We start from the raw sequence: 20,568 nt of genomic DNA, 5'->3' as shown, positions 1-20,568 counted from the left end.
AGCATGGTAACTCCGAAAGGAGAATCCCAGGCGGATCACTGAAAACAAAATTAAGCCTCTGATTTTCAGGGGCTTTTTTCTTACCCTACGGCTTTACTCCCCCATTATATTTATCAAACGATATTCCTAAACATTCATTCGTTTAATAATCCATTCACGTAAAAAGGAATACCCCTCAGTAGTAGTAAATAGAAACAGATACAATTTGCGCAATATTAGCAGGTACAGATTTTCGGAACCAAGCATTAGCATAACACTATTCAATTCAAAGGAATACTTTAGAAGTGTTCTATGAACTTTCACCACTACTAAGCTAAAAGAATGTATTTCAAAAACATACTATCATTATATTTAATTGTCTACCTTTGCAAAAAACAAAAGTACATGAAAGATAATCCTATTATTACAATAGATAGTGAATATATAGAGTGGCTAAAAGCCATCAAACAGCAAATTCGTTCTACTAAAATACGAATGATAAAAACAGCTAATACAGAGTTGATACACTTTTATTGGCGGTTAGGACAAATAATCTCTCTAAAACTGAAAGAACAAAATTGGGGTGATAAGGTAATAAACAAGCTTTCAATAGACTTGCGCAATGAGTTTCCTGATATGCAGGGCTTTTCTCGTCAGAACCTATACTACAGTAAGAATTTTTATGAGTTTTATGCAAGACAAATACATATTTCACCCAATAATTCAATTGTCCCCCAAGTTGAGGGACAATTACAAATAGCTGATAATTATAAGATTATCTTTGATATTCCTTGGGGACACCAAAAGGTGATAATTAGCAAAGCTCAAAATATAGAAGAAGCATTGTTTTATGCACATCAAACTCTATCTAACAGTTGGAGCAGAAGCATTTTAGAAAATCAGTTCAAGCAACAATTCTACGAACATTACAGACAAGGACAAACAAACTTCTCGCACACCTTACCAACCCTAACAGCGGATATGGCACAGGAAGTAGTAAAAGACCCATATTGGTTTGATTTTGTGTCTGTATCTCAAAAAGCACGAGAGCGGGATATAGAAAAACAACTTGTAACTCACATCACCCAGTTTCTTCTTGAATTGGGTAAAGGGTTTGCATTTGTAGGGGAGCAATATTGTTTGAACTTGAACAACAAGGAGTATTTCTGCGACCTCTTGTTCTATCATATACCTTTGAGAGCTTACGTCGTTATAGAGCTTAAAAATGGAAACTTTAAACCTGAACACTTGGGACAGCTAAACTTCTATCAAAACCTTATCAACAACACGCTAAGAGGAGAATATGATAATCCGACCATAGGGATGCTACTCTGTCGAGATAAAGATAGGATTGAAGTAGAATATGCATTACAAAATATATCCTCTCCAATTGGGGTTAGCGAGTTTAATGTAAAGGAACTATTACCTGAAAACTTAAAAAGCAAGCTGCCAACAGTTGAAGAAGTTGAGGAGGAATTGAATAAATTAGTAGAAAACTAATATAATATTTCATGGAAAATAAAAAATGGGATGCTTTTATATCTCATGCATCAGAGGATAAAGATAGTATTGTTAGAGAATTAACAACAGAATTACAAAAATTTCATCTAAAAGTTTGGTATGATGAATTTTCCTTAAATGTAGGGGACAGCCTATCTAAATCTATTGATGAAGGATTAATATATTCAAATTTCGGTATTATTATATCTCCTGATTTTTTAAAAAAGAGATGGACTGATTACGAATACAGATCTCTCCTCTCCAAAGAAATCGATGGACAAAAAATTATACTTCCTATTTGGCACAACATTACAAAAGAAGAAATACGAAAATACTCACTCTATCTATCTGATAAATTTGCATTAGACTCATCTAAAGAATCAACTAGACAGCTCACAATAAAACTATTGAAAGTTATTAGACCTGATATTTATCAAGATTTATGCCGCTACATTTCATTTAAAAAGTTAATAGCAAATAGTGAATCAGTCGTTGTAAATAGAAGTGAACTTAAACATCCCAAAGAAAGAAACAGTATACTATCTAAACAATTACTAGTTCGAGCTAAATCTATATTTTATGGAATCGGACAGAATTTATCCATGTCTCTCAATGAAAGTATATATAACTATGAATTGGATATTAGACCTGAAAGAGAGATACAAACATGGGAAATTATGAACAGTTGCTATCTAGAATTTATCCATAAGCACAACATTAGTGATCTAGTAATAAAAAAAAGAAATAACTAAAGTACTGGTGACCTTCTCTATTGGTAAAATACCTTCAACAACTATCTTGTCAGAAGAACAAATAATAGAAATTACAAAACTGTGGAGTAACAATATTTACGAATATTAATTTTAGGTGCAAGGTGCAAGCATATATATATGTATATATAGCTTGCACCTAAGTTGAAATATTAATAATCAAAGACTTGCGTATTTTAAAAAGAATGTATACTTTTGAACCCAAGATATAAGCAGACAGGCACTGGACAGAAGTGGACAGTTTTTTAGGACCAAAACGTGACAGGTACAAAGCTTATAACTCCAAAGATATTGATTTATAGGAGAATATACCGCAGGGTTCATGAACCAAGCGGATCACTGAAATAAAATTAAGCCTCTGAATTTCAGGGGCTTTTTTCTTACCCTACGGCTTTACTCCCCCATTCCGGATTCTCGTCTTCTCTCCATAATACAAAAACGTTCTGTTTCGATTTCAGATTAAAGTACAGTCAAAGAAAAAGTATAAAAAGAAAGTTTTTTATATTGAAAATACAAGACATACGAAGATCCACACAATCAACTAATTATCAATAAATTATAAAAACCTCCATTTCCTCTACGAGAATCGACTCGATTCTCGTAGACAAACACATCGATTCTCGTAGAGTTCCGAGTCGTTTCTCGTAGAAGAGTGAACTAAATATCCATAAGAGACAACAACCAATGCAAGCAAGAAAAACATATCCGGCCGGAATTTGTAATAAAAACAACTCAGATTTTGATTTAAGACAACTTTTAATAGAGTGAAAATCCGATATATTTGCACATCATCTGCTAATCATAGCATAAATTAAGTGCAAATACTAAAAAAACAAAATTATTATCATATCCCGGAACGCTCAATTGTATTATAATTAAGAGACTTTCAGTTATCCACAGAAAGTTAACGGCAATAAAGCTCAAACGAAATTTGATTTTAAATATATACTACATGAAAATGGTAAATCACAAAAACACACTGTATGCAGGAATTGCATGTATATTGATGTGCGGTAATCTATCGGCGCAAGAGACTAATTTCGATCTGTCTTCCCAACGTTCAGAAAAACAAGATGTTTTGGCAGTGCCCGGGGAAAAAGTAGACCACCGGGGAATAATCATTAATCCTACTCCCCAAAAGCTGGTATTTAACGGAAATAGTAAATTGAATATTTCCCAAGGATTCATATTGAAAGACAAACAGAAAAAATTCACAAAAGATCTGGAGTTTGTTACGCTTAATAAGAAAGGTATAAAGTTGTCTATTGATTTTGGAAAGAAAGTAGCGGCAGCACAAAATGTAAAAGAAGTATCGGGAGCTTATGCCTTAACTATCAGCTCTAAAGGTATCTCCATTATCGGTTATGATGAAAGAGGTGCATTTTATGGTATTCAAACCTTACGGCAATTAGCAGAAAGCCCGGCAACCGTAAACGGACAATTGCCCTACCTGGAAATCAACGATTATCCGGACTTGCCTAATCGTGGAGTAGTAGAAGGATTTTATGGCACTCCATGGTCACACGAAGTACGGATGTCTTTAATAGACTTCTACGGAAAATTCAAGATGAACACTTATCTGTACGGTCCAAAAGACGATCCTTATCACAGTTGCCCTAACTGGCGTCTCCCCTATCCGGAGAAAGAAGCCAAAAACATCCGGCAATTGATTGAGGCCTGTAACCGGAACCGCGTAGATTTCGTGTGGGCCATTCACCCGGGACAGGATATCAAATGGAATGAAGAAGATTATAACAACTTAATCAACAAATTCAATGGGATGTACGATCTCGGCGTACGCCACTTTGCTATTTTTTTCGATGACATCTCAGGGGAAGGAACTAACCCGTTGAAACAGACTGAACTATTAAATAGGTTGACCGATGATTTTGTGAAGGTAAAAGGTGATATCACTCCACTCACGGTATGCCCGACTGATTATTCCAAACTTTGGGCAAATCCGACTCCGGAAGGAAGTCTTGCCATTTACGGTAAAACATTGTATCCGGAAATAAAAGTATTCTGGACAGGCGATGTAGTCTGTAGCGACCTGACAAAAGAGACATTGGAATTTGTAAACTCACGAATCAAGCGTCCTGCATATTTCTGGTGGAACTATCCGGTGACAGATTATGTGCGCAACATTCTCCTGCAAGGTCCGGTTTATGGCCTAAACACCTCATTAACAGAAAAAGATGTTTGTGGAGTCATCAGTAACCCAATGGAACATGGCGAGGCTTCCAAACTGGCACTATATGGTGTAGCTGACTACACTTGGAATATGGCAGCCTACAATGCAATCGACAACTGGGAAAGAGGGTTGAGCGAACTAATACCGCAAGCAAGAGAGGACTACCGGAGATTTGCCATCCACTCAAGTGATACGGAAACCGGTTATCGCCGTGACGAATCTTGGGAAACAAAAACATTCCGACTTACTGATTGGACGGAGGAAACCGCACAAGCCTTAGAAGAAGAATTCAAGAAGATAGAAAACGTACCCGCCAATCTGGAAAAAGGATGTACCAACAAGAAGTTACTGAAAGAATTGCGTCCGTGGTTGACAGAATTCGGCAAATTGGGAACGAGAGGAAAGCGGGCTATAGAACTTGCACGTATCTATCGTTCCAACCAGGATGACGCACTCTTCTGGAGTAAATTCGTACAAAACCTAATGACGAAAGAGGAACGTAAGAACTACGATGCTCATAAGTCGGGCACCATGAAATTACAACCTTTTTACGAAAATACGATGGATGACATGGCACATGGATTCCTGAAAAAACTGAGCGGTGAGATTCCGATGGATTACAAAGGTATCGGTTCGTTCGCAAATTCCGGTACAATCCAGACCAAATTGATGCTTGACAGAGACACCACTACTTATTATACTTCCGGTATGGCTCAAAAAGCCGGAGACTGGATTGGTGTCGATTTAAGAACCATCCGTGATGTATCTGAGATATCCATCCTCCAAGGAAGAAATTCAGTGGATGATGTCGATTATTTCGACCACGCTATATTAGAATATTCAGAAGACGGAAAGATTTGGAAGCCTTTGACAGAAGAGTTAAAACAACAATACATTATCCAATGGCAAGGAGAAGCTGTAAAAGCCCGTTATGTCCGGTTGAGAAGATTGGATTCCAAACGCACAAACTATGCTTCCATCCGCTCGTTTGAGGTAAATCCACTTCGCATAGAGGATTTAAGATTCAAGTTGCAAACAGAAAATCCAGAACAGGCACTTTATGCATTTGATAAGAACTTAGGTACATCATTCAAATCCAAGGACCAAGATTGCCTGGAATTCGAAGTAGCAAAAGGCACGAAAGCATATACTCTGCTAATGAATGAACTTCCGATGCCACTGAAATGTAAACAGTTTGATGTAAAAGGGAAACTCGTGTCAGAAACATCAATCGACTCTCCTTATGCCAAGATTGAGTTATCCGGCAAAGATGTAGCAAAAGTCAGCATAGAGGGAGCGGCAGAAATATTCGAGATTATTGCCGAATCAGAATAATTAAAATAGAAAAAACAATAGAAGATAATCAAAAAAGGGGATGTTTAAAAACTCCCCTTTTAACACACCTTCTTCCTCTAAGAAATCAATTTTAAATACTTCTCCAGTATTGGCTATATCTTCTTCCCAATGTAAAACACATACCCATAAAATTCCTTATATTTATAATACAATTGAGTTTCATACCGCTGATTAGCAATAAAATCTTCAGCAACCTTATTACCAGCGTATCTCCTTAAGAATATTTCTTGTGCTTCCACTTGAGGAGCATAAAAATGTTCTATCCAGCAGTTTTCCGGTAAAATAAAATTAGCAACAGGAACATAACCGGCTTTTTGCATCTGACCGGCCTTATTGGGAATAGTATCAATCTCGGGATAGGCATCCATCCAAAAGTCGTTAATTTCCGCAGGACGCCAGTCGGTAAACCATGAAACTTCCGAAACAGCTACGTAACCACCTTTCTTCAAATATTCCCGCCATTCATTCAGTCCACGCTGAAAACCGATATTGTAGATTGCCCCTTCCGACCAGATTAAGTCCAACGTCTCTTTTTCAAATGGCAGATCGTCCATTGACCCGACAATGCCTTTTATCCGATTTTGCAAATGGTGCAACCCTGCATTGCGATTCAAAATATCAATAAAATCGGGAAACAAATCCAGACCAAAAATCTCTCCCGGAACATGCTCACCCAACAGGATGGTTTGCCAGCCGGTACCACAGCCAAGATCGGCAATACGAGAATGCTCATTCAGATTATCAATAAAGCTAAGAGCCTTGAGAGTCACCTCCCGGCTACCGGGTCCCTGCCGTTCGACACTGGCAAAATATTCACAGATTAAATTAAAGTCGAATTCGTGAATTGATTTATTTTCGTTACTCATGATGTTTTAATTTTATAATTAAAAAAATAAAGGACAATACCCACGTAGGGTTATTGCTGATTAATTGATATATAAATATGAAAATAACTCTGACAAGAACATGTCTGAGTCAAATAACGGATAACCTTAAGCAGAAAGCACAAAGGTTATTTACTTCACGGAATCCTTCTTAAATTTAAACATCCAAACTTTTTTAACTGTCACAAAGATAAGAACCTTTTTTATTCCAGCAAAATCTAACGATAAAAGTAGAAAAATTTAGTTCCTTTAAAAAAGACATTCCGGAATTTGGTTGTCACGAAAACAATGCCCAACTTTGCACCGCAAAAATAAAGACAGACATATAATTCCTCATCGGAGGGCATTATCACAAGAGTCATAGTGCCGGATAAGATGAATGGTGGAAAATCATTCGTCTTATCCGGCATCATTTTTTAGAATAAGACAGAACGGTATAGAGTAAACTGAAAATTAAATATTTAAAGAAATGAAAAAGGTAACCAGTAACAGTACAACACCTGCGAAGCCAAGCTTTGCCTTTGTAAAAGCAATGACTGTCAAGTTCATTCCAAGCTTCTATACGTCCTCATGTATAACGATCTAAATAATGTGCTATGACTATCCTATACTTCGTCGCATACTCCTTTTGCTACATGGTATCCCTACTTCCCTTCTGGGTATTATACCGGATATCAGACCTGTTTTATGTTCTGCTTTATCACATTATTAAATATAAAAGAAAAGTAGTCCGTAACAACCTCCGCATCTCTTTTCCCCAAAAAGGAGAAAATGAGATTCTCGCCATAGAAAAGAAATTCTATGCTTTTTTGTGTGACCAGTTTGTCGAAACAATCAAGCTATGCTCCATCACAGAGAAAGGAATAAACAAACGTATGGCTTTTGAAGGATTGCCCGAAATGGTAAGTGAATTAGAAAATGAAAACAAAAATTTCGCTTTCCTCTACATGGGACATTACGGCAATTGGGAATGGCTGTCACTGTTGGCCACTAAAGTACAAGAACATAACTCAAAAATGGTCAATGGCTATATCTATTATCCACTAAAGAATAAGATTTTTGACAGAATCCTTTTGAAACTACGAAATCGGTTAGGTGGAAAAAGCATCGCTATAAAAGATACGATCCGCCGGATCATCGAGTTGGAAGAGAATTCCCGGAAGGCAATAATCGCCTTTGTATCCGACCAGGCACCCCTGTGGAGTGGAAAATATCATTGGAGCTATTTCTTCCAATGGGAAACACCGGTATTCACCGGTGCCGAGCAGATGGGTAAACATGTGGATGCACTTATCTTTTACGCAGAGATGGAACGTACCCGGAGAGGATACTACCGATGCACAATCAGCCGTATGGTAAATGATATACAACAGCATGCCGATTATGAAGTCACCGACTTATTCATGCGCAAATTGGAATGTACTATCAATAAAGCTCCCTCCTACTGGTTGTGGACACACGACAGATGGATACGGACACGGGAAGAGATCATAGTTTGGTATAGACAATTCACACATAAGAAAGAGTAAGATTGATGAAAGAGTTAAATCTGACACAAGGAAGCGTTCCAAAGGTATTGCTCCAATTTGCAGTACCTTTCTTAGTAGCCAATATCCTCCAGGCACTCTATGGAGGAGCAGACCTTTTTGTTGTAGGACAATATGACGATTCGGCAGGAGTAGCAGCCGTAGCGATCGGCAGCCAGGTGATGCAAACCATTACAGGTATCATCCTCGGCATCACAACAGGTACTACCGTACTGATTGCCATAGCAACCGGTGCCAAAGATAACCGGAAAGTGGCTTCAACCATTGGATCCTCCATCTGGCTGTTTTCAATTACCGGTATCATACTGACCCTGCTCATGATACTTCTTCACAATCAGATAGCGGAATGGATGCATACCCCGACAGAAGCGATGTCCGACACTAAAAGTTATATCTTAGTGTGCTCCACCGGAATACTGTTCATTATAGGATACAATGTGGTATGCGGTATCCTGCGTGGATTGGGCGATTCAAAAACGCCCCTTTACTTCATAGCGTTAGCATGTATCATCAACATCGTTCTCGATTTTATATTAGTCGGGTATTTCCATCTCGGAGCCACCGGAGCAGCAATTGCCACCGTGACGGCACAAGGGGTCAGTTTTGCCACCGCACTCTGTTTCCTTCACCGGAAAGGTTTCCATTTCGAATTTACACGCCGCGACATCCGATTGAACGGTGTCCTATCCAAACGAATCCTGGCGTTAGGTGCCCCTATTGCATTACAAGATGCACTGATCAATGTCTCCTTTCTGATAATCACTGTTATTGTGAACCAGATGGGAGTCATCGCATCGGCTTCTTTGGGTGTTGTCGAGAAAATTATTGTTTTTGCCATGTTGCCCCCAATGGCCATATCCTCTGCCGTAGCCACAATGACGGCACAAAATTATGGTGCCGGACTCATACGGAGAATGAACCAATGCCTTCTTTCCGGCATCGGGCTCGCTCTCATTTTCGGAGTTACGGTCTGCCTGTACTCGCAATTCTTGCCGGAAACACTTACGGCCTTTTTCTCCAAAGACCCTGCGGTAATATCGATGGCAGCAGAATATTTGAAAGGATACAGCATCGACTGTGTCATCGTCAGCTTTGTGTTCTGTATCAATTCTTATTTCAGCGGGCAAGGCAACTCACTGTTTCCAATGATACACAGTTTGATAGCGACTTTCCTGTTTCGTATTCCGCTTTCATACTGGTTCAGCCAAATAGACAGTTCCTCACTGTTTATCATGGGATTTGCACCCCCGCTCTCAACAATCGTATCACTCCTGATATGTATATGGTATTTGAGATACACAAAAGATAAAAGATCAACAACTCATCCTTGTTATTCACAACCCAGTTAACAGGGTTGTGAATAACAAACAAGAAAACCAATAAACAGACAGAATATCAATAAATTAACCTGTTGATAACTTTGTTTAAAGAGAGACTTTACCTTGTAATGATTCAATAAGTAAACCGATCGTTACGAAGTCATAAATGATTTTACAAAAAGTCCGCATATACCCAAAAGCTCCGGAAACTGAACTTTCTCCATACCCGACATGTTATAATAGCATAAACAATAAAAACATTGAGGTTATGGAAAAATATCTAATTCACAGTAATGAGCTGCATCTGATTGATAAAGCTAAAATCCATCAAGCAGTAGAAAAGATGGTAGAGTCTCTCGATATGGCAGCCGGGTCTACCTCTTGTTTCGACCTCTACAAAGTGGTGGAGACTTATTTTACAGACTTGGAAAAAAGAAAAAAGATGAACCAACTTCTGGGCATAACAGATGCGACAGAAGAGATAGAAGAAGAGTTCGGCGTGTGTTAACGTCCTAAAACAGAAAATATAAGTTGTCATAAAGAAGGGCTCCCCCCCTTATTTATTTTCAAAAAGATGGAGCCACGGAGGTTATAGCACCTGCCGTGGCTCCGTCTTTTATATATACAACAAATTTAATTTCCCTGATGAACCGTAAGTTGCGGGAACGGGAAGTTGATACCTTTTTCGTTGAAAGTATTATAAATAGCCTTATTCGTATCAAAATAAACACCCCAGTAATCCCCGGTCTTTACCCATACGCGAACAATCACGTTCACACTGCTTGCATCCAATGCATGAAGGGCAATAAAAGGCTCCGGAGTATTCAATACCCGGCTATCGGCTGCCAAGACTTCACGTATCACACGTTCCACTTTGTCATAATCCTCACCGTAATCCACACCGAATACCCATTCCACACGGCGGGTTTCCTGCGTATTATAATTCGTCACCACACCACTGCTCAATGAACCGTTCGGTACATAAACCAGTTTGTTATCTCCTGTAGTCAGAATAGTATGGAATATTTGTATCTCCCTCACAGTACCCGAGAAACTCTGGCTTTCAATCCAATCGCCCACCTTATAGGGTTTAAACAACAAGATGACCAACCCTCCTGCAAAGTTCTGAAGATTACCCGACAAAGCCATACCGATGGCCACACCGGCAGATGCCAACAATGCAGCAAATGAAGTAGTCTCTACTCCCAATGCACCGACAACCGAAATAATCAGAAGAACTGTCAGCAGGATATTGACAAGGCTTTTGACAAATGTCTTGATACTTATATCCACATGTCGCTTATCCATCATCCGGGCGGTCAGCTTGTTCAACATCGAAACAAGGAAACGACCTACTATGAAAACAAGTATCGCCTTTAAGATACTTGCACCGGCATGCACACCGGCATCGAGCAATTGCTGGGTGATAAGAGACAACTTATCAAGGCCATCCGCATTCGCAATAGCCTGATCCAAATTGTCGGCTGCAACCTGTAAAGAGTCGGCAACAGCCTGAGTAACTTGTAATAGTAGCATAATTTAGTTTATTATTTTAAGTAAATAAATCGTGATTTTAATTCAATCTTAACAAGTTGCAAAGTTACTTTGTTCCAAGCAAATATAAAAGTTTTTTTGCTTTCTTCGTCTGAAAGCACTAATTTTGCCGGCGATTTCACGAGATAGGGGGTGCCTTAACATGACGGGCTGAGAACATACCCATAATACCTGAACCGGGTAATGCCGGCGTAGAGAACGAATAAACTGCAAAATGAAAAAGAATTTATCGGCTGCCGTCTTCCTGTTGGCAGCCAGCGCAAATGCCTTTGCACAGACCAGTGCCAAAGACAGTTTGAGAGTAGTCAACCTGCAAGAGGTGCAGGTAGTATCCACCCGTGCCACTTCTAAAACTCCGGTGGCATACAGCAACATTTCCCAAAAAGAGATTCAGAAACAGAACTTCGGGCTCGACCTTCCGTTTCTACTGACGGCTACCCCCTCGGTACTCACCACATCAGACGCCGGTAGCGGAGTAGGCTATACCAGCATCCGTGTACGCGGAACAGATGCCACACGCATCAACATTACCGCCAACGGGATCCCGATGAATGATGCCGAGAGTCATTCCATTTTTTGGGTAAACACACCGGACTTGGCTTCTTCACTCGAAGACATGCAAATACAACGTGGAGCAGGAACTTCAACCAACGGTGCAGGAGCTTTCGGCGCCAGCATCAATCTGCGTACAGCCGGTATCCCCTCCAAAGCCTATGCCGAAGTTTCCGGTTCTTACGGTTCATTCAATACACATAAAGAGACCGTGCGTGTCGGTTCGGGATTGTTGGGCAATCATTGGGCTTTCGATACCCGCATATCGAATATCCAAAGCGACGGATACCGCGACCGCGCCACATCCGACTTAAAATCCTACTTTCTGCAAGGAGGATATTACGGTGAAAACACCACACTGAAATTGATCGCTTTCGGTGGCAAAGAGAAAACCTATCATGCCTGGGACGGTATCAGCCGGGAACAACTGGAAACAGACCGGACGTATAATCCGAATGGAGCCATCAAAGACGACAACCTGAACAAAGGAAACATTATCGGCTTCTATGACGACCAGACTGACAATTACGAGCAGACGAATTATCAATTGATATTCAACCACTTGTTTTCACCGGAATGGCATCTGAACATCGCTTTGCACTACACCGACGGATTCGGATATTATCAAGAATACAAAAACGGACGTACACTGGAAGAGTACGGATTAAAGCCTTTCTATCTTCCGGAAAATACAGAAGCCCAAACAAAAACCAATCTGGTACGTCAGAAACTGGTGGACAGTGGTTTCGGCGGCGGAGTATTCTCGGTCGATTATAAAGATGAAAAATTAAGCGCTTCTTTAGGAGGAGGATTGAATCATTACAGTAATGACCACTACGGTAAGGTAATATGGGTGAAGAACTACACGGAACCATTGAATCCGGACCACGAATACTATCGTAACAATGGCAGCAAAACAGACGGAAACATCTATGCAAAAGCCAATTACCAAATTACAAAAGGGCTGCATGCCTATGCCGACCTGCAATACCGATACATCAGTTACAAGATAGAAGGAGACAATGACAAATGGGATTGGACGGCCGATCCGGGACACCTGCAATGCCTGAACGTAAACGAAGACTTCAGTTTCTTCAACCCAAAAGCCGGTTTGTTCTGGCAATTCAACCCGAACCACAGCGCCTATGCTTCCTTTGCGGTCGCGCAGAAAGAACCTACCCGCAACAACTATACCGACGGGCTCTTCGACGAGCTTCCCCGTCCGGAGAAAATGCTGGATTACGAACTGGGATATACTTTCCGCAACAGCCGTTTCACAGCCGGTGTAAATCTCTATTATATGGATTATACCGACCAACTGGTGCTGAACGGAAAAGTAAACGACATCGGAGAGGCAATGGCGGAAAACGTAAAAGACAGTTACCGTATGGGTATAGAACTCTCTTTGGGCGCCCGCATCACAGACTGGTTACGCTGGGATCTCAACGGAACATGGAGCAAGAACCGGATCAAGAATTATACCGGCTATATGAGCGACTATAACCAGAACTGGAAAGAACTCTATACACAAACGGCCATCTATGCCGGCGACACTCCGATCTCCTTTTCCCCGTCGTTCATGGGGAACAGCCTGATCAGTTTCAACTACAAAGGCTTTGATGCATCTTTGCAATCACAGTATGTCAGCCGCCAGTATCTCGATAACTTCGGTATAGACGAGAATTCTCTCGATCCCTATTTTGTAAACCATCTCAGTCTGGCGTATAGCTTTAAACTGCCATCCGTGAAACAGATCACCGTAGGTGCCACAATCTATAACCTCTTCAACACCCGATATGAGACGAACGGTTATTCGCAAAATGCCGCCGTCTACGAAGGAGGCGACAAGAATCAGAAAGCGGTCATCTCTTACGACCCTCGTTTCTATCCAATGGCGGGAACCAATGTATTGGCGCACATAACCGTCAGATTCTAAAACCTCCCGGTATGGCAATGAATTATCTTGAAATCATCGGTACCATTATCGGACTGCTCTATCTGTGGTTGGAATACCGGGCAAGCATTTATTTATGGATAGCGGGCATCATTATGCCTGCCATCTATATCTTTGTATATTATAAAGCCGGATTATATGCCGATTTCGGCATCAACATCTACTACCTGCTGGCAGCCGTCTACGGGTGGATAATCTGGAAATACGGCAGCAAGAAACAGGAAAAAGCAGAATTGCCGATCACCCGTATCCCATTGAAATATCTTCCGCCATTAACAGCCGTATTCATAATCGCCCTTTTGGGCATTGTCTGGATACTGATAAACTTTACCGACAGCACTGTTCCCTGGCTCGACTCTTTCACCACAGCATTGAGCATTGTCGGCATGTGGATGCTCGCCCGTAAATATGTAGAACAGTGGTGGGCATGGATACTGGTAGATATCGTTTGCTGCGGACTCTATATCTATAAGGAATTGTATTTCACTTCCGGACTTTACGGACTTTATTCGATTATAGCTATCTTTGGCTACTTGAAATGGAAAAAAATGATGCACGGACAATCATCGCCGACAGAGCCATGTTAAATGTGCATCCGGTATTTCCGCAACCAATCAATGAATATGACAACAGAAGCAGTAATTCTTGGTAATGGCGACTATCCCTCGCATCCTTATCCTCTGAACGTATTGCGGCAAGCTCCCTACGTAGTATGCTGTGACGGTGCAGCCGATGAATACATCCGTCACGGCTTTCTCCCGGATGCAATCATCGGAGACGGTGATTCGCTCTCATCCGAAAACCGGGAAAAGCTTGCGACAATCTTTCATCAGATAAAAGACCAGGAAACGAACGACCAGACCAAAGCCGTCCGCTTTCTGAAAGCACAAGGAAAACGGCAAATAGCCATCATCGGCGGCACAGGCAAACGGGAAGATCATACATTGGGGAATATCAGCCTGCTGATGGATTACATGCAGGAAGGACTGCAAGTACGAATGATAACGGATTACGGCGTATTCATCCCATCTTGTGATACACAAAGATTCGACGCCCACCCCGGACAACAAGTTTCCATTTTCAACTTCGGCGCTACCGGATTACAAGGGGAAGGATTGGCCTATCCGCTAAGCGATTTCAACAATTGGTGGCAAGGAACGTTAAACGAGGCAACAGGAGAGGAATTCTGCATTCATGCCACAGGCAAATACCTCGTATTTATTAATTTCTGAATTCCAAAATAAGAAAGAGCTTCAACAGGGACATATCCGTTTTTTATGAACCGTCCTAAATCCTCCTAAGAACGGTGCTTGGGTGTGCCAAGCACGGTGCATATGAACGGTATGAACGGTCTTGCAGGAACATAGGCATCCTGCTTACGATTATCAACCTTCCGATTGTTTTTTCCCAATGGAACTTCACCCTGTATCGCCCATGAATAAAGGGATTCTTCCAAAAAAGTGAAGAGGATGAAAGGGGTAAAAACAAACGGAATAACAGCAGTTTTACAAAATAAAAAAAGATGTAGCACTTTCTGAGGAAAAATACTACATCTTTGAGAGATAATTCCGGTACCGGATATCAAAGAGAAAGCAGGTATTTCTTAAAATCCGCAAACTCTTTTGTCATCGGCAGACTCTTTTTTTCGCCTTTCATAAATGCCTGCAATTTTGCAGGAATCTCTACTTTATCGCCAATAATACCTTCTACCGTATCGAGGAACTTGGCCGGATGAGCTGTTTCGAGAAATACACCGGTTTCTCCGGGCTGCAATCCCTCTTCAAGTGCCCGATAACCGCAAGCGCCATGCGGATCGAGCAGGTAATGCGTATCTTCGTATGTCTTCTTCACCGTTTCGCGTATCTGTTCGTCGGTATAAGCAGCTCCTGTTATCCCGGCCGAGATAGCAGCATGCGAAGCTCCATAAAGATCGAGCACACGGGCAAAGTTACTCGGATCGCCCACATCCATGGCATTGGCAATCGTAGCAACGGACGGGCGCGGGCTATACTGTCCGGTCTGCAAATACTGATAAAAGATATCGTTCTTATTATTGGCAGCGATAAAACGCTTTACGGGCAATCCCATCTTCTTGCCGAACAGCCCGGCAGTGATATTACCGAAGTTTCCACTGGGAACACAAATAACGGCATTGTCCGCTTTTCCGGCCTTCTTCAACTGGGCATAAGCATAGAAGTAATAAAATGCCTGTGGCAGGAAACGGGCTACATTAATGGAATTGGCACTGGTAAGTTGCAGGTGTTCATTCAAATCTTTGTCCATAAAAGCAGATTTCACAAGCGCCTGGCAATCATCAAAAGTACCCTCTACTTCAAGAGCGGTGATATTCTGTCCCAACGTAGTAAATTGCTTTTCCTGTATTTCGCTCACCTTGCCTTTGGGGTAAAGTACATACACATGAATTCCCTCTACACCGAGAAAACCATTCGCTACGGCACTACCGGTATCGCCGGAAGTGGCCACAAGCACATTTACCTGCCGCTTGCCCTCCTTACGGATAAAGTAACCCAACAGACGTGCCATAAAACGGCCGCCTACATCCTTAAACGCGAGTGTAGGGCCATGAAACAGTTCAAGAGAGTAAATGCAATCTTTCACATGCACCAATGGCACATCAAAATTCAACGTATCGTAAACAATCTGTTTCAAGGTTTCTGCCGGGACATCTTCACCAAAGAAAGCATCAGCCACACGATAAGCAATCTCCTGGAAAGAAAGCGTTTCGATCGTATCATAAAATTCCTGTGGCAACGGTTTGATCGTTTCGGGCATAAAAAGCCCCTTATCGGCAGCAAGGCCCTTCACTACGGCTTCTTCAAGTGTAGCGACAGGTACCTGACGGTTAGTGCTGTAATATTTCATAATTTAAACAATGTGCTCAAATGCCAATACATGAATCAGCAGGGCACTCCTTTTAATTAATTGATTAATCCTCTTATTTACCAACGGATACACCCGTACATTCGGCAAAGTATCGCATCGGCACGTTACTCATTCATAAATGTCTTTATGAATTCATCTTCTTTCATCAGCCCGTAGACGCCATTGCAAGCGGCTACCTCATCATACGTCTGCACCTCGTCCGGTTCGATGCCCGGATACCAGATAAGAAACGGAATCGGTTCATTGGTATGTGTACGAAGTTCACAAGGAGTAGGATGGTCGGGAAGCACGGCAATGGCTACCGGTTCGTCCCAGTCCTTTACCGCCTCATAAATCGGCCCTACGGCACGTTTATCCAGATTCTCTATCGTAAGAAGTTTCAAAGGGATATCTCCTTCGTGTCCGGCCTCATCGCTCGCTTCGATATGCAGATAAACAAAATCATCGGTTTTCAATGCTTCCAATGCGGCAGCCACTTTATTTTCATAATTGGTATCATATAGCCCTGTCGCCCCCTCTACTGCAATCCGGCGCAACCCGGCATAGTAACCGATACCGTTTATCAGATCGACGGCAGAGATAACAGCCCCCTTTTTTACTTGCGGGAAAGTATCAGAAAAGGTTTCCATCTGCGGACGATATCCCGGACTCCAAGGCCAGATGCTATTGGCAGGGTCCTTACCTTCGGCTATACGCTTCAAGTTCAACGGATGATTCTTCAGTAAATCCTGTGATCTTAAAATCAGGTCATTGATAAGAGCAGCCGTCTCTTCCGCCTCCGGAACCAACGGTTTTACCATCAACGGCCGGAAAGGTTTCAATGGGACATCATGGGGAGGAGTGCAATCCAATTGCTTGTTTCCTCCTTTGATAACCAGCAGATGCCGGTATTGAACACCGGTGTGGAAACGTACCCGGTCAGAGCCCAAATGCTCCTGCAAATATTGAATCAGGACATCAGCCTCTTCAGTTGAAATATGCCCGGCAGAATGATTCTTTATATGATCTCCCTCCATACAAATAATATTGCAACGCATCGCCATCTCTCCCGGTTGCAAGTCTACCCCGATGCTTGCCGCTTCGAGCGGGCCACGCCCTTCGTACACTTTCGGAAGATCGTATCCGAGTACTGACATGTTTGCCACCTCACTACCGGGATGAAAACCGACGGCAACTGTCTTCAGCCTGCCATTACGCCCCATGCGGGCCAATTTATCCATATAAGGCGTTTTCGCATATTGCAGGAGCGTCTTGTCCCCCAATGATTTTACCGGCCAATCGGCCATTCCATCACCTAATATAATAATATGCTTCATAATAGTTGAAAGTTGAGAGTTGAAAGTTGAAAGTTCTATTCAGTTGAAAGCTTTATTTAGTTGAGAGTTGAAAGTTGAGAGTTATAAGCTAAAACCAGAAAGAGCAAGTATAGCCACCACTGCGCAGCAACTTTCAACTTTCAACTCTCAACTTTCAACTAAATCAAACGTTTGCTATACTCATTATGTCCGCAAAGACCCCGGCAGCAGTTACACCCGCTCCGGCACCGTATCCCTGAATCATCATCGGATATTCTTTGTAACGTTCTGTTGTCAAAAGGATAATATTATTACTTCCCTCCAAACCGTAGAACGGATGATTGGCCCCTACCTCCTGCAGGCCGACAGAGGCTTTCCCGTTTTCCAGTTTGGCAACAAAACGCCAATGCTTATTCTCCTTTTCCAATATCTGCCGACGGGCTTCGAAGTCCGCATCCAGACTCGGTACGCGTTTCCAAAAATCATCCAGTGAACCCTCAAAGAAATCATTCGGCACAAAAAGATTCTTTTCCACATCTTCCTGCTCCAAAGTATATCCCGCTTCACGTGCCAGAATAACAAGTTTACGGATTACATCTTTCCCGCTCAGGTCGATACGCGGATCAGGCTCGGAATACCGTTCCTCCTGCGCCATCTTTATCGTGCGGCTAAACGGAATATCGGCACTGATTTTGTTGAAGATATAATTCAATGTACCGCTTAAGACAGCCTCTATTTTCAGAATCTTATCACCACTATGAATCAAATCATTTATGGTATTGATAATAGGAAGTCCCGCTCCCACATTCGTTTCAAACAAGTATTTTACACCCCGTTGACGGGCTATCTGCTTCAGTTCACGATAATTTTCATACTTGGAAGAGGCGGCTATCTTATTGGCAGCCACCACGGACACATTGTGCAGCAACAGATCTTTATAAAGAGAAGCCACCCCCTCGCTCGCCGTACAATCCACAAAAACGGAATTAAAGATATTCATGCCGATAATCTCGTCACGCAATGATTCGAGAGTACTCTCTGTTCCTTTTTCTTCCAGTTCCTGACGGTAGTTTGCCAAGTCGAAACCGTCACGGCTGAACATGGCTTTCGTAGCATCGGCAATACCCACCACATGAAGTTTCAATCCGTTTTCCACTTTCAGTTTCTCTTGCTGACAACGAATCTGTTCGATCAGGCTACCTCCTACCGTACCGATACCGCAAATAAAAAGATTCAATACTTGATACTCCGACAGGAAGAAGGAATCGTGAATAACGTTCAACGACTTGCGCAGTGATTTGGAATCGACAACAAACGAAATATTCGTTTCCGATGCTCCCTGTGCACAAGCTATTACATTTATACCGTTACGCCCTAACGTACCGAACAGTTTACCGGCTATTCCCGGGGTATGCTTCATATTCTCACCGACAATGGCTACGGTAGCCAAGTTCTTCTCCGCTTGAATAGGAGAAATCTCACCCATCTCTATCTCTTTCACAAACTCCTCGTTCAGCACCTCGCAAGCCAAGTCGGCGTCGGCATTACGCACACCGATAGAAGTACTGTTTTCCGAAGAGGCCTGCGACACAAGAAATACACTGATACCATTCTTTGCCAAAGCTTTGAAGATGCGGTAGTTCACACCGATCACCCCCACCATTCCAAGCCCCTGAACGGTAATCAGGCTGGTGTCATTGATGGAAGAGATACCTTTAATGGCTTTCGTACGCGGATCGGACACTTCTTGCTTGATCACCGTTCCCGTACCTTCCGGATTGAAAGTATTCTTTATTAATATAGGTATATTCTTGTGGCAAACCGGATAGATGGTAGGCGGATAAACTACTTTGGCGCCGAAATTACAGAGTTCGGTTGCCTCCACATAACTCAGTTCGTTGATGGTATAAGCAGTAGAAATAACCCGTGGATCGGCAGTCATAAAGCCATCCACATCAGTCCATATCTCCAGGCTGGCAGCATCGAGGGCTGCAGCAATCACAGCCGCCGTATAATCCGAGCCGCCACGACCAAGATTCGTAACGTCTCCTGTCAGCTTATCCGATGAAATGAATCCCGGCACCAACGATACTTTCGGAATCTCCCGGAATGCCTCTTTCACCAACCGGTGGGTCAGTTCCGTGTCGAGAGTATGTTTGGAATGTTTCCGTTCCGTCTTTATAAAAGTACGCGAATCAAACCATTGGGCTCCTTCAATCAACTCAGCCACAATAATGGAAGACAGCCGTTCACCATAGCTCACAATGGTATCCGATGTTTTCGGGGAAAGGTCTTTAATCAGATAAATTCCCTGGAAGATGTCTTTCAACTCATTAAGCAGTTCCCCTACCCGACGCTGCAAAGAAGCTTGTCTTTCACCCGCCGGGATCACCTCTTTGATCATCTCTACATGACGATAAACAATCTCACGGAATTCTCCCTCATAAGCCGCATCGCCTATGGCAGCCATCTTCGAGGTGTTAATCAACTTATCGGTAATGCCGCCTAATGCGGAAACTACTACAATAACCGGTTCACCGGCCGACTCTACTATTCTCTTTACGCTTAAAATGCTGTTCACGGAACCTACGGATGTTCCGCCGAATTTCATTACTTTCATGCAGATACTTTATATTTAGCAATGCTCCCTTTCACGGAAAGCAATGGTTTATTTACAACTAAAATAATTAAAATTGAATTTGCTTACTTCCTGCAAGCGTGATTCACGTAGAAACACAAATACTATCCCTCAACCCCTAAGGG

14 protein-coding genes are annotated in these 20,568 nt (G+C 42.1%); 9 read left to right on the top strand and 5 right to left on the bottom strand.

Annotated features, from left to right (window positions below; translation table 11 throughout):
- The first annotated feature begins 384 nt into the window (after positions 1-384).
- The 3 genes from RB604_RS07390 (at position 385) to RB604_RS07380 (ending at position 5,775) form a co-directional block, all read left to right on the top strand.
- Positions 385-1,479, top strand: coding sequence for a PDDEXK nuclease domain-containing protein (locus RB604_RS07390; RefSeq protein ID WP_007478819.1), 1,095 nt, complete (start codon positions 385-387; stop codon positions 1,477-1,479).
- Between the two features lie 11 nt (positions 1,480-1,490).
- On the top strand, positions 1,491-2,231 hold the full coding sequence (locus tag RB604_RS07385; protein WP_007478820.1) for a toll/interleukin-1 receptor domain-containing protein: 741 nt from the start codon (positions 1,491-1,493) through the stop codon (positions 2,229-2,231).
- Positions 2,232-3,201: 970 nt separating this feature from the next.
- Positions 3,202-5,775: a glycoside hydrolase family 84 protein gene (locus RB604_RS07380; protein WP_055293467.1), complete on the top strand. Its 2,574-nt coding sequence runs from the start codon at positions 3,202-3,204 to the stop codon at positions 5,773-5,775.
- A gap of 113 nt (positions 5,776-5,888) precedes the next feature.
- On the opposite strand, the gene RB604_RS07375 is transcribed toward RB604_RS07380, so the two are convergent.
- The gene (locus RB604_RS07375) at positions 5,889-6,662 is read right to left on the bottom strand and encodes a class I SAM-dependent methyltransferase (protein ID WP_007478822.1); all 774 of its coding nucleotides are present in this window, start codon (positions 6,660-6,662) and stop codon (positions 5,889-5,891) included.
- Between the two features lie 614 nt (positions 6,663-7,276).
- Here RB604_RS07375 and RB604_RS07370 point away from each other — a divergent pair.
- The 3 genes from RB604_RS07370 to RB604_RS07360 all read left to right on the top strand — a co-directional run bounded on the left by RB604_RS07370 (position 7,277) and on the right by RB604_RS07360 (position 10,054).
- The gene (locus tag RB604_RS07370) at positions 7,277-8,209 is read left to right on the top strand and encodes a lysophospholipid acyltransferase family protein (RefSeq protein WP_005926325.1); all 933 of its coding nucleotides are present in this window, start codon (positions 7,277-7,279) and stop codon (positions 8,207-8,209) included.
- A gap of 5 nt (positions 8,210-8,214) precedes the next feature.
- Complete coding sequence (locus RB604_RS07365) at positions 8,215-9,576, top strand: MATE family efflux transporter (protein WP_055293465.1); 1,362 nt, start codon at positions 8,215-8,217, stop codon at positions 9,574-9,576.
- A 238-nt stretch (positions 9,577-9,814) separates the two neighbouring features.
- Positions 9,815-10,054 (top strand): hypothetical protein, encoded by a 240-nt coding sequence (locus RB604_RS07360; protein WP_005926331.1) that lies wholly within the window; start codon positions 9,815-9,817, stop codon positions 10,052-10,054.
- Between the two features lie 125 nt (positions 10,055-10,179).
- On the opposite strand, the gene RB604_RS07355 is transcribed toward RB604_RS07360, so the two are convergent.
- Positions 10,180-11,082 carry a mechanosensitive ion channel family protein gene (locus tag RB604_RS07355; RefSeq protein WP_005926333.1) on the bottom strand — a complete coding sequence of 301 codons (903 nt, stop codon included), beginning with the start codon at positions 11,080-11,082 and terminating at the stop codon, positions 10,180-10,182.
- 232 nt (positions 11,083-11,314) lie between these two features.
- Here RB604_RS07355 and RB604_RS07350 point away from each other — a divergent pair, with 232 nt between their 5' ends.
- The 3 genes from RB604_RS07350 to RB604_RS07340 are packed head-to-tail and all read left to right on the top strand — an operon-like array spanning position 11,315 to position 14,838.
- On the top strand, positions 11,315-13,588 hold the full coding sequence (locus tag RB604_RS07350) for a TonB-dependent receptor (RefSeq protein ID WP_055293462.1): 2,274 nt from the start codon (positions 11,315-11,317) through the stop codon (positions 13,586-13,588).
- A gap of 11 nt (positions 13,589-13,599) precedes the next feature.
- Positions 13,600-14,193: a nicotinamide riboside transporter PnuC gene (gene pnuC / locus RB604_RS07345; protein ID WP_005926339.1), complete on the top strand. Its 594-nt coding sequence runs from the start codon at positions 13,600-13,602 to the stop codon at positions 14,191-14,193.
- A gap of 30 nt (positions 14,194-14,223) precedes the next feature.
- The gene (locus tag RB604_RS07340) at positions 14,224-14,838 is read left to right on the top strand and encodes a thiamine diphosphokinase (protein WP_005926342.1); all 615 of its coding nucleotides are present in this window, start codon (positions 14,224-14,226) and stop codon (positions 14,836-14,838) included.
- Between the two features lie 349 nt (positions 14,839-15,187).
- Here the strand turns inward: RB604_RS07340 and thrC are convergent, their stop codons facing one another.
- From thrC to thrA, 3 genes are all read right to left on the bottom strand, one after another.
- Positions 15,188-16,489 carry a threonine synthase gene (thrC, locus tag RB604_RS07335; protein ID WP_055293458.1) on the bottom strand — a complete coding sequence of 434 codons (1,302 nt, stop codon included), beginning with the start codon at positions 16,487-16,489 and terminating at the stop codon, positions 15,188-15,190.
- Between the two features lie 125 nt (positions 16,490-16,614).
- Entirely contained in the window at positions 16,615-17,826 is a 1,212-nt protein-coding gene (locus RB604_RS07330; protein WP_005926348.1) for a cofactor-independent phosphoglycerate mutase, read from the bottom strand.
- Between the two features lie 163 nt (positions 17,827-17,989).
- On the bottom strand, positions 17,990-20,425 hold the full coding sequence (thrA, locus tag RB604_RS07325; RefSeq protein ID WP_007478827.1) for a bifunctional aspartate kinase/homoserine dehydrogenase I: 2,436 nt from the start codon (positions 20,423-20,425) through the stop codon (positions 17,990-17,992).
- Positions 20,426-20,568: the final 143 nt, after the last annotated feature.

The sequence above is a fragment of the Bacteroides salyersiae genome (genome assembly GCF_031172035.1).
GTDB classification, from domain to species: domain Bacteria; phylum Bacteroidota; class Bacteroidia; order Bacteroidales; family Bacteroidaceae; genus Bacteroides; species Bacteroides salyersiae.
Note: the sequence above shows the minus strand (reverse complement) of the source record. Positions and strands in the feature narration are given on the sequence as shown.